Annotated in this window: 9 protein-coding genes; 5 read left to right on the top strand and 4 right to left on the bottom strand. The window is 59.5% G+C overall.

Annotated features, from left to right (window positions below; genetic code table 11):
• Positions 1-114 precede the first annotated feature (114 nt).
• The 5 genes from ShzoTeo12_RS23750 (at position 115) to ShzoTeo12_RS23730 (ending at position 4,826) form a co-directional block, all read left to right on the top strand.
• Positions 115-975 carry a hypothetical protein gene (locus ShzoTeo12_RS23750; protein ID WP_318912739.1) on the top strand — a complete coding sequence of 287 codons (861 nt, stop codon included), beginning with the start codon at positions 115-117 and terminating at the stop codon, positions 973-975.
• 82 nt (positions 976-1,057) lie between these two features.
• A complete protein-coding gene (locus tag ShzoTeo12_RS23745; RefSeq protein WP_318912738.1) occupies positions 1,058-1,393 on the top strand; it encodes a hypothetical protein in 336 nt (111 codons plus the stop codon).
• Complete coding sequence (locus tag ShzoTeo12_RS23740; RefSeq protein WP_318912737.1) at positions 1,390-3,435, top strand: ATP-binding protein; 2,046 nt, start codon at positions 1,390-1,392, stop codon at positions 3,433-3,435. The genes ShzoTeo12_RS23745 and ShzoTeo12_RS23740 overlap by 4 nt, the downstream gene beginning before the upstream one ends.
• Entirely contained in the window at positions 3,428-4,171 is a 744-nt protein-coding gene (locus ShzoTeo12_RS23735; RefSeq protein ID WP_318912736.1) for a hypothetical protein, read from the top strand. Before ShzoTeo12_RS23740 ends, ShzoTeo12_RS23735 begins: the two co-directional genes overlap by 8 nt.
• A 313-nt stretch (positions 4,172-4,484) precedes the next feature.
• On the top strand, positions 4,485-4,826 hold the full coding sequence (locus tag ShzoTeo12_RS23730) for a hypothetical protein (RefSeq protein WP_318912735.1): 342 nt from the start codon (positions 4,485-4,487) through the stop codon (positions 4,824-4,826).
• Between the two features lie 154 nt (positions 4,827-4,980).
• Here the strand turns inward: ShzoTeo12_RS23730 and ShzoTeo12_RS23725 are convergent, their stop codons facing one another.
• The 4 genes from ShzoTeo12_RS23725 to ShzoTeo12_RS23710 form a co-directional block, all read right to left on the bottom strand.
• On the bottom strand, positions 4,981-7,077 hold the full coding sequence (locus tag ShzoTeo12_RS23725) for a 3'-5' exonuclease (RefSeq protein ID WP_318912734.1): 2,097 nt from the start codon (positions 7,075-7,077) through the stop codon (positions 4,981-4,983).
• 96 nt (positions 7,078-7,173) lie between these two features.
• Positions 7,174-7,509 (bottom strand): hypothetical protein, encoded by a 336-nt coding sequence (locus tag ShzoTeo12_RS23720; protein ID WP_318912733.1) that lies wholly within the window; start codon positions 7,507-7,509, stop codon positions 7,174-7,176.
• A gap of 369 nt (positions 7,510-7,878) precedes the next feature.
• Positions 7,879-10,857: a site-specific DNA-methyltransferase gene (locus tag ShzoTeo12_RS23715; protein ID WP_318912732.1), complete on the bottom strand. Its 2,979-nt coding sequence runs from the start codon at positions 10,855-10,857 to the stop codon at positions 7,879-7,881.
• The gene (locus tag ShzoTeo12_RS23710) at positions 10,858-11,667 is read right to left on the bottom strand and encodes a hypothetical protein (RefSeq protein ID WP_318912731.1); all 810 of its coding nucleotides are present in this window, start codon (positions 11,665-11,667) and stop codon (positions 10,858-10,860) included.
• Position 11,668: the final 1 nt, after the last annotated feature.

Below are 11,668 nucleotides of genomic sequence, written 5' to 3'. Positions count from 1 at the left end.
ATCGCAACCGATCGTCGGTTTGCATCGGTCGATGCGGAAATCATTTCCGCATGCGCGGACCCGTGTCCGCCGTCTGCTGTGCTGGCGATCCTGATCCTCGACAGGAGAGATTTGATGAACCTGAACACCGACGGCGGAACAACGCCCGCCTATCCCCACGCCGCAGACCTCGCGGTCCTGCAGCCTTCCCTCGAAGCCCTCGTCGACGAGATCGTCGCGTCTGGCCTCTCTCGCGACACGCTCGGCTGCGCTCTCAATGCGGGCATGACCGAGGTGACCTCCGTTCTGCGCGCCGTGCCGGCCGCCGAAGGCAGATTGCTGGAGCGCGGCATCGGCCTCGTCGCCGGACGCAATCCGGACCTTGTCGTTCTGACGCAGAACCTCCGTCTGCCAGTCACGAAGGCCGCAAGCGAACTGGTCGAGATGAACGATCCTTCGCTCTATCGCTCACTCAGCCTTGATGCTGACAGCGGCGGGCGCAAGACTTACACGCCCGATCTCCTGATCCTGAACAGGCGGAGCGAGGTCGCACATCTGGTCGACGTGAAGCGAAGTCTCGGCTCATACGAGCTGTCGCGCATTGCGGAACTGAAGAGCAGGATGCTGGCGGCCGCGCTGGTTGTCCCGGACCTGCTCTACAAGGAACATCGTCGTCTTCGCGCGAAGGAAGTCCGTGTGGTGATCCTCAACGCCTCGAACCAGAAGGCGGACATCGATGGCGGTGTCTGGCCGCTTTCCCATCTCGACCATCTTCTTGAGGTCAACGGCGCGGGCAACGCGATGGCGCAGCTGCGCGAACTCTTCCAGCACCGGATCGAGGAGAACTGGTCGATGGCGCTGACGGGCCGGCGACATGCCGGCGGCAAGGCTGAGAAACGGCCGACGCTTCATTGCGGTGACGACGATGTCTGCGGCTCGACACGGCTTCCCGTGTCGATCGGCTTTGCACGCGCACCGCGGGCCGCCAGTCCGTAGCCGGTCCGGCAACTCTCTTCATTCCGTTCTGAACTGTTTTGCTGCCTGCCGCATCCCGGACAGGCGATAGGAGACGTCTGCCATGACGCAACCGACTTTCAACATTCTTCCTTTCCCGATCCACCGATCACCGCCGGTGATGACGGTTCCTGCGACATCCGACCGTGCAGCCGAGGTCGCCGCCGTCGCACCTGTCGACGTCTCCGCCGAGGACTACGCCGCGCTTGTCGAATCCGTCGTCAAGGCATCGGTCCACTTCGCCCGCCGAAAGGGTGTTCGTCTCGACAGCCTGCCGCCGCAGCTGCGGAGCTGGTTGCTCGATCTCTGTGACCAGGGCGATCCGACCTGCCGCGTGGTGCATGAATGGCTGACGGGAAACCGCCGGTTTTGCAGGTCTCTGTCCGGGGAGGATGTATGATGGAGACGCTGACAGACCGCATGACGCGCTACCTGTTGAAGCGCCTTCGCCGCCGCGCCGTGCTGACGCTCTATGAGCGGGCCGTTGATGCGGGGCTGCTGGCCTCCGCCTTCATCGGCGGCGAGGAACGGAACGGTACGAGCTGGAGGGTGGCCGATCAGGCGCGGTATCTCCTGACCGGCAATCCGGCTCAGGACCGTAGGGTTATCGCCCGGATGATCGGTATGGGCCGTGCTCCGCTGCAACATGGCGACGGGCCTGTGATCTTCATCGGGCCGGATGAGGATGCGGCCGATGGGGTCGTGACATTCGAATGCCAGACGATCGGAGCACCCGACGAACAGCAAGCGGGTAAGACCAGGAGAGCACGACGAATGAAAGCAGGCAGCCGCACCGCGGGTGCTGCGCCCAACATTGCATTCCCCTATGTCGCCGCTCTGCTGCGTGAGCACCTGCCGCCGCCGAATCCGGTCCATGCGGCTGTCGCGCTCCTTGTAGCCCGCGCCATCGGCGCCAGCTTGCCGGATATGCAGACGCTGATCGAAGCGCTGCGTCCTTCAGCACCGCTCGTTCTGCTGAAAGCACCTGTGCCGCGCTTCGAGCTGTGCGTCGGCATGATGCTCGAGGATGGATTGCTTTTGCCGTTCCGGGCCGCGCTCGAGGATGTGTTGCGCGAGAATCCATTGTCCGGCCGATACCGGCAGCAGCATTCCACTGTGAATAGGCGCAAGATGAAGACGCTATCGGGCATTGCCGTCGAGGTCACGAACGACAAGGATATCCGCCGGCAGTTTCGCCAGACGCTCCTCGATGAGCCCGCGCCGATCTTGCTGGTCGACGAAACCGTGTCCGCTTTGACACCCGTCGTCACCGAGACCGCCGACCTTGTGCTCGAATGCGGGGGCATCGATCACGAAACGATCGCCGAGCTGCTGCAGATCTGCGCCGGCATCCCCCCGAAGCAAGGTTTTGCGGTCATGGACGACATGGCCTTCGATCCGGCGGGACTGACGCTTGACGATATCGCCCTTGCGATCCGTCCGGGACGGAGTGCCGAGCAGACGCTGTCGATCCTGGCCATGCTCATCGAACGCCTTGCGACGGAGGATGGCGATGAAAGGGACGGCAAGGATACCAACAGCCGAACACGGCGGTCGGGCAAAGAGCGAGCGGGTGCGGCATCCTCGCGCAGCAAGGAGGCAGCAAAGAAGAAGCCGCAGGATGTCGGCGTGGAGGTGGTCGAGCCTGTTGCGGTCAACGCCGTCGGTGGCCATGAAGGGGCGAATGCAGCGGCAGGAAAGCCGCCGACGAAAGACCGTCTCCTTTCCGTCGAGGCGCTCGCCGGTTATGGTCCGGCGCGCGACTGGGCGCTCGACCTCAAGGCCGATCTGTCGCTCTGGCGGGATGGGAAACTGCGCTGGGACGAGATGAGCACGAAGCTCCTGTTGTCGGGACCGCCTGGAACCGGCAAGACCACCTTCGCCCGTGCGCTCTGCAACACGCTGCAAGTGCCGCTGCTTGCCACATCTGTCGCCAACTGGCTGGAGCCCGGCTATCTCGGCGAGGTGCTGAGGAGAATGTCAGGCGCGTTTGCCCTCGCCGGGGAAAAAGCGCCCGCCATCCTGTTCATCGACGAGATCGACAATATCGGCACACGACAGGGAGCAGGGAGCCGGAATTACGACGATTACTGGACGTCGCTGATCAACCGTCTGCTGGAGCTGCTGGACGGGGCTTCGAAGTCCGAGGGTGTCATCGTCATCGGTGCCACCAATCTCCCGGAGAAGATCGACCCGGCGATCCTGCGCTCTGGGCGGCTGGAGACGCATGTGCGCATTCCGATGCCGGATGCGGAAACCTTGATCGGCATTCTCGGCCACCACCTCGGGGATGATCTCGAGGCGGTGTTGGCTTCCGCGCCTGCACCGGCGACAACACCGCCACGACGTTTGCGCCCGCCAACACCGATCAACGGGAAGCCGCCCGTGCGGCGCAAATCTGTCCAGAAACCGCAGGCAGAGAAAGGACCCCGCCATGACTGATACGGTTGGTCATTCTTCATCCTTGAACGGTCTGCGTCCGCTCGCGATGCTGGCGTTGGGTAAAACTGGCGCTGACATCGAACGTCTTGTCCGGGAAGTACGGCGAAAGCTGCGGCGCGAAGGGCGGACCATGACGTGGGCCGATCTGGAGGCCGCCTTGCGCGATGGGCAGGCCGTAATGTCTGACGATCTGCGCTGGCGGGCAAGTGTGCATGAGGCAGGCCACGCACTGGTCTATACGCTCACCGGCATTGCCGAAGTGAAGGCGGCAAGCATCGGGCTTCATGGCCTTGGCATGGTTGCGACCGCGGCACATCATCATCTGCCGCAGAACGAGGCGTGGCTGATGAACACCATGGCGGCGATCCTGGCGGGACGGGTGGCGGAGATGCTGATCGTCGGTGAGGTGCTTGCCGGAGCCGGCGCAGGCGAAGAGAGCGATCTGGCGCGGGCCATGGATATGGCGCTCGCTGCCGAGACAAGGCTTGGCTTCTCCTGTCATCAGCCTCTTGTCTATCGCTCGCCCGGCGCGGCGGTGAATGAGCTGGCCTACGACCGTGAACTCGCCGACCGGGTCAATGCGCGCCTCATCACCGCCGAGACCATCGCCCGAAAGCTGATCGAGGAGCATCATGACCTTCACCGCGAGATCGCGACACGCCTCAGCGCGACCGGGATCATCGCGGGCGACGAACTGCGGGAGATGATCGACAGCGCGAATGGCGGAGCGGCCTGAGCCAAGACCTTGTCGTCAAGCCACATCAGCGTGCGGACACGGTATTGTGCCGTGCCCGCACGCTGATCCGCGTCAGGCCGATTTAAGGTGATCCGATGCAGGTTGCGGGCGATTTAGGACACATCATCTCAATTTACCCTGACACGATTCCCGATGCGGAATCCGCGTTGCAGGACTCCGAAACGGCGATTCATGTGCAAACCATGTTTGCAGGAAACGTCGTTTACGGGCGAGGATGCAGCATCTTGCAAACTGGGTTTGTCGCTTGCATCGCTGGCGGCGACGCTTGGTCTCCAACAGAGGAGACAGGCACATGGCAAGGAAATCGATACGACAGCGGAATGCAGAGCAGCGAGTTCGTCAGCAGAAGGTGAGGGACGATGCCCGCGAGCGCAGGCGGCCGACGCGGGACGACATTGCCCGTACCTTTTTGTGGCAGATGATCGTGACGGCGAAGAAGGCGCGGAAACGGGACGAGGCACTCGACAAGCTCTGCGGGGAAATCGTTGCCGAACTGGTCCTCCAAGGCTTCGATGCTCGTGAGAGCGAGGCCGTGTTCGAGGCGCTGACCGAGAAGTACGAGCCAGAGGTCAGGCCGTTCCGTACCAAGCGCCATCTGGAGGGCAAGGTTCGTGCTGGTAGGGTGTGGCGGTGATGCGCTGCTTGTAGGTGTTCAAGCCTTCAAAGCGATTGATCTGCGCTGACGTAGTTATCGTCTCTGCAAACGGTGCTATCAAATATCCTGCATGCTCTCCCCGTTACTTCGTAAAACGGCGTTTGCAGTGGAAGTGCGGGCGGAAAGCACTCGGTCAAATGTGAACTAAGTCGTCTAGAAATTCTGAACCGGGCGTAACCGCCGAGACGAAGAGATGGTCCCGGGCCCGAGTAGCGGCGACGTAGAGCAGTTGTCGTTCCGTCGCCACGACCTCATCCAGCTCGAACTCGTCGGCGACGTCATCGACGCGGGCCGCCAATGGCAGTATACCTTCATCGCAGGCGACGATCAGGATAGCACGGAATTCCAGTCCTTTGGCGAGATGCATCGTACCTATGAGCACTGCCTCTTTCGGGATTCGTCCTGTAAGCGATGAAGCTGTCTCGACGTTTGCGAGTTCGGCGATCTTCGATGCACGAGCGATCTGGTCGTTTGATCGGCAGAAGATGCCGATCTCGTTGGCACTTATTCCCTGTTCCAGAAGATTGTAGAGGAATTGCGAGGCGGCTGCAGCTTCCTCCTCGACGGATGGCGCGATAACGATAACCGGCTCGACACCATCAAAGACCGAAACAGTACCCTTGCGCTGGTCTTCCTCGCCGTCAACGTCTCGAACATTTTCGGGAAGAAGCCTATCCGCCATTCTCCTTATCTGATGGGACGTTCGATAATTGACCTTGAGCGTGAACGACCGCCCACGGACGTCAATGCCCAGCCCCTTCCAGGAAAATGGTTGTTGAAAGATGCGTTGGCCAATATCGCCGGCGAAAAAGAGCGACTCTGGTTGGTCGGACACAATAGCATTTAGGAACCGCAGTTCGGCAACGCCGAGGTCTTGGGCCTCATCGACGATGACATGTGTGTAAGGTTTTTCGGTGCGGTCCCGGAAATGGTTGGTGACCACAGTGAACAGATCGGCGGCGGTCAACAGCGATTTGCCTCTCAGTTGCCTGCGGACCTCCGCAAATACTGCCCAGAGTTCCTCGCGCTGCTTGGAGCCAAGCCGGTTCTTACGTCCCATCCGTGGTACAGTCGCATAGGCATCGGCACTGTCAACCTGCCAGGCGTCGATCACATGTTCCCATTCGGAATTGAGAAACTGTGACGTATGTTTCGTCAGACTAGTTGTATTCGCCGCCTCATTGACAATCGCTCTCAATTTTTCTCGACCGACCAAATACGCCTTCCGACCCGTCATGAGCGCGTATAAGTCAGTAGCCGCCTGTTCAAAGGACGATATTGTCACCCTGTCAGCGGGTAACGGGGCGTCGCCGAGCAGCACGCTAAGCTTGCGCTTGAGAGCGATGGCGAGCGGCTCCGAGAAGGTCGTCAGGAGTATCTTTGCCTGTGGCTCGCTACGGAGAATGCGAGCCACACGGTGTAAGGCGACCACGGTCTTTCCAGTGCCGGCCGAGCCGACCACACGTACCGGTCCAGAGAAGTCCCGGTCCACCAACATCCGCTGCGACGGATGGAGGAACACTGCCCATTTTTCGAACGGCTGGTCGAGCGCGGTCGCCAGTTCTTCATGCCCTTCCAGAATGCGGAACCGTCGCTGCGCATCGGGATGGCTATAGGGGTTAGTGGTAACCGGCGCCGGCTTGCTCAGAACACCCGTTGCTGCATATTCGAGCAAAGCTTCCGAGGCTTCTTGTGGTAAATGGTCCGCGAGTGCAAAGAATTTGTCTTCGCTTGCGTCGAGGACATCTTTGATCCAGTCTTCGGGGACCCCGATCGACAGTACATCGTCGGTGGACAGTTTCGAAAACAGTGGTAACACGGAGGCCGATTGCTCAGCGGAAACGAGGAACGGCAACTCTGGTTGTGGTACCCGGGCCGGCTGGATCACAATCTCTTCGACCCGTTCCCGCACCTCGACAATTTGAAGCGCACCGGTACGCGGATGAGTTTCGATCCGGCGGCGCTCTGCCCATTTGTAGGCGTTGTCGTGATGGTCAACATAGGCGAGCATTACGCTGTCACCCGTCTTGTGGATGATGATCCGGAGGTCGCGATTAACCCGGACCGACCAGAAGTTCGGGTCCTTGGAAGCGTCAATCCTGTGGAACTGCAGGCCTGGCCTATTCGGATCGGTTTGCAAGTCAAACGCCGTCAGCTTCACCTGCTTCTGTTCGTCGTTGGCCAGCTTGGCGAGGGAAATCGTAAAACTGTCAGCCAGGATAGTGGGCATCAGCGGTCCGCTCTTGATATTTCGATCTTCCGAAATTCGTCAAAACGATAGTATATCTGTTTTAGGGTTTCTGATCGATGCTTTTGAACAATACTATTAGTGATATTCACTCGCCGCTGCAAATTCCTCCTCCTCGGGGATATTCCAAACTTCAGCGGGAATGACCAATTTGCATAAATTGATTGGGTCCAAGGCGGAGACGCTTGAATGATGGAGACTTATGATGTCGTCAACATCAATAATGTCGTCTGGATCATCACAGGAAAATGCTGTGATTCGTTGGCCGTTAAAATGCAGACGGTTTGCTAAGACTATCTTTCGGTCAGCGAATAACCAGACTTCCGAGACCAAGGCGAGTGCCCAGTCATCTGAAGCCTCATCAGCAGCAAATGTGCCCCTGAGTGGTGTCCCCGCGTTAAAGGCTGCTGCCACGATATCTTTTCTTGCTCTGGTGCTGACAAATTCCGACGGGGTCGTCCTCCTGCCTGCTGGAGCCCGAGGTAGCAGGCGTTTGTCTGTACATGGATGCTTTGGCCAATCGCCCCCGAGGTCATCGAAAAATACACGCGATCCAAATTCGTTCTGATAGTAGTAGACCCGCGCTCCACACACAGGACAATGCGCATTGGGGTGCACGAAGCTCGCCGCCTGTCGTCGTGGCGAGACGTAGTATTCGCTCAGAAGGCGTCTAGCGCGTTCAACACTGTCCTGGCGAACATAAACTTGACGCGAAGAGGAACCTCTAAGATTCCAGCACCACCCGCAAGTGCAGTCAGGATAGTGGTTATGACCTGGCATCCCCTATACCCCAAACACCTTGAGCACCTCGTCCCCGAAGTGGTTAATCACTTTCACCGCGATCCGGCCCGTGCTCGGTCGGACAAACGGCCTTGAGGTATCCGCATAGAGCGTCTCCCACGCATCCGGATCGATCTCCGCCTTCAGCGCCGTCTTCAGCGACTTGTAGGGGTCGTTCGCGCCTAGGAAATAGGCGTGGCGGACGAAGAAGCTTTCCTCGTCGTAGTCGGTGTCGATGAACCAGGCGGCGATGCCCTTGACGTCGTCGGAGCGGATTTCTCCGGTCGAGGGGTCGAAGACGTCGACGCCGTGGACCTTGACCTTGATCTCGCCGCCGGGCGCGTCGAGGATTTCGACATCCGGCTCCCCGAAGACAACGAAGAGGTTGCCCTTGCCAGTGTTCTTCAGGTCCTCGGCCATGTGCAGGTCGGGGTTCATGCGCGCCTTGAGGATGGCGAGCGGGCCGAGCCGGTTGAGGTCGGTGGCCTGGGCGTCGAAGTTGAAGGCGCAGGTAATCAACACATCAAAGCGAGCGTCGGAGGCCTCGCGGGCGGCGGCGGTGATCTGGCTGCGGGTCAGCGTGCCGAATTCCGGACCGATCAGGATCGCCGCGCGCTTCTCCGCCGCGCCGCCATCGGCATAGCGACCCTCGGCGGCGATGTAGTTGCCCGGCCAGGGCTCGATGGAATTGAAATGGATCGTGTCGCGCTTTTCCTGCTGGTGGACGCCGGCGCTGCGCAGATGGGCGAGCACCATCTCGCCGAAATCGGCCTCCGGCATGTTGGCGGGGGTAGAGGCGCGGGAGGTGATCGCGCCGGCGGCGGTGAACTCCGCGCCCAGCGTGTCCTCGCGGGCGGCGATGACGTGATGCGGCGACAGGCTCTCGACGGTGAAGGGTCCGGCGACGCGTACTTTGGTCTTGTCCTCGTAGGGGCGGTCGAAGAGCAGTTCGACATCGGCGGCGCGGGCGATCGAGGCATCGATCTCTTTCTGCCTGCTGATGCGGCCCTCCCACCAAACGGCATGCAGCTTACGAACCGTGTCGGTGACCATATGCACCTTGGCCTGGCCGTCCTTGCCATCCAACCAGGTATCAAGATCGCGGGGGATTTCCCATTCCTCGAAGGCGGTGGTGAGCGCCTCGTTGAGCTGCCGGCGCAGCGGCTCCAGTATCTCTTGCCACTTCTCCCAGATCACGTCGATCTCGGCATTGTTGGCGATGCTTTTCAGCGTAATATGCGGCGCGCGTTCGTAGACAAAGCCGTGGCGGATATCGCCACCAACGGAAGTCTCTGCAAGAACCCTGCCGGTCGCATTCTGTTCTTTTTCGCGGCCCTCGATTGAATCCGCGAGGAAATAATAGGGGTACTTGGCACTCATAAGCCGACTACGAGCAAGTGCCAAAGCAACCCGAGACGTATCGATGGTGATCCAACGCCGGCCCCATTGCTCAGCGATGTATGCCGTTGTGCCTGAGCCGCAAGTTGGGTCCAGAACGAGGTCACCGGGATCGGTTGCCATGAGGACGCAGCGCTCAACGACACCCGGGTTGGTTTCTACAACGTACAGACGGTTGGCACCGAAGCCACTGGTTTGAGTATCAGTCCATAGGTTGATCAGCGGAGTAATAGAGTAATCCGAGAGGTAATTGACAAATCTGAGCGTTTTTCCCTGTGCGACAAACCGATCTGCCTTGTCCAATCGAGTTAAGCCGAGACCATGTGTTTTCCAGTGCGAGTTGGATGAAGGAGAAAACGTATTCCTTCGCCAAGCGAATGGCTTATCTCTCTGGGATGGGCCATCCGAAAACATCGGGTATGGCTGCATAATCCGCGCTGAGCTTGAGACCGATTCGCGTCCATCTTTTTCTGCCGCGGTGAGGGGGCGACGCATGCCGGAGGTCTCTTCGATCCAGGTATAGTTCGTGGCACCCTCGTCACCAGGATTCTTCGTGGCATACAGTCTGCGATATTTCAGCTTGCCAACGTTCCGCGCGAACCACAAGATTGCGTCGTTGACATTCGCAATGGCCGTGGTGCTATGCCCGCCTGTCTTTTTGAATATGATCTCGCTGACGAAGTTCTCTTCACCGAACACCTCATCCATCACCGCTCGAATGCGATGGACATTCTCATCGCCGATCTGCACGAAGATCGAGCCGCTTTCGGTCAACAACTCCCGCGCCACCATCAGCCGGTCGCGTAAGTACGTGAGGTAGGAGTGGATGCCGTCCTTCCAGGTGTCGCGAAAGGCCTTCACCTGTTCCGGCTCGCGGGAAACATCCTCCTTCTTGCCGTCCTTCACGTCCCGGCTCATGGTCGAGACCTGCCAGTTCGAATTGAACTTGATGCCATAGGGCGGGTCGAAATAGATGCACTGCACCTTGCCGCGCATCTCCTCGCGCTCGGCGAGGCTCGCCATCACCTGCAGCGAGTCGCCGAGGATCATGCGATTCTGCCAGTGCTTGGTGTGCTGGTAGAATTCCGCCCGCGCCTCCGGATCGGCAATGCCGTTGAAATCGGCGAAGAGGTCGGGCGCGTCCGACTTCTCCTCGCGGGTCTTGTTGGTCCGACGCTTGAGATCGTCGATGATCGCCTTGGGATGCACCTTTTCCTGGATATAGAGCGGCGGCGCGTTGACCACGAGATCGGACCAGTCCTGCCGGTCCTTGCCGCGCCAGACGAGCTGGGCGTCGCCGATCTCGATCTCGCCCGTCTCGGCGAGCTTCTTCATCTGCGCCTGCGTGATCCTGATCTTCGCGCCGTTCCAGATGATCTGCGGATCGCGATCCATGTCCCGATCCCGCTCCTCGCCGTGCGCCAGCGGGCGATCGCGCGCAATGCGCATCTCGCGGCCGCCGTCACCCAGCATTTCCGCTTGCTGCTCATAGAGCGACGCCATCTCGGCCGTGGGGTTATTCAGCCGCACCGCCTTGTCATGGGTGAGCGTGGAGACGTCTTTTTCGCGCGGGGTCTTGGCCATTTACTTGTTCTTCTTGCTCGTCTTGTGCGTGTCCGGAATGAGCTTCGCCAGATCGGTTGCGAAGTTCGTTTCGATGATCTCTGCCATTCGCAATAGCTGGGTTCTCTTCTCGTCACCAATGGCGTCAAGGAAGGCAGCAGTCTTTGTTATGACCAAGGGGCGGTTCTCCTCTTGGCTGGCTGAGAGCCAAAGATATTGGTCTACGATCCGCTCCGGGTAGAAGCGATCGGAGTCAGGAAGTGCAGAACGCATGTCGGACGCAAGTTTGACGAACCCCGTGTCATCCAGGTGCTGGTAAAATCTAGTTGCCTTGTCGCGGGCAGAGCCGCTCTTCACACCAATTGCCTCCGCTGCCAGCCGATCAAACATCGTCCAGCTCTTGGGTGCGACAAACCAGGAAAGCTTGCTAATGCCGGATACAAAGTCGTTGTGCGTAATGGCTTCTGCTGCATCAGAGCGGCGATTGAGCTCGTCGACGATTTCAAGGCAGAGTTCAAAACGATCAGTCAATGACCTCTCAGAGGTGAAACCATCACGACGGCGGTTCACAGCGTCAGCGATAATGTGAGCGCGTTGCCGGTTCCTCGAACCATCTGGATCACTCTTCTCTTTCCGTATACCGCGAGCTATGCCGTAATCCTTGGCAATTGACTGTACCAAATCGAAGTCCAGGCCTTTAGTGCCCTCGATGCGTTCAAGGTATGCAAGATCGTGGCTTGCCCACCACCACCAATACCGGATGGTTGCAAGCATCGGGAGAGAGGCGAGGTTATAGTGATTTATCATTGAGGCCGTGCTCTTGTTGCCCATC

It is taken from the genome of Shinella zoogloeoides (assembly GCF_033705735.1).
In the GTDB taxonomy this organism is placed as follows: domain Bacteria; phylum Pseudomonadota; class Alphaproteobacteria; order Rhizobiales; family Rhizobiaceae; genus Shinella; species Shinella zoogloeoides_A.
The sequence above is the reverse complement of the archived record's forward strand: the minus strand, read 5'-3'. Positions and strand labels throughout refer to the sequence as shown.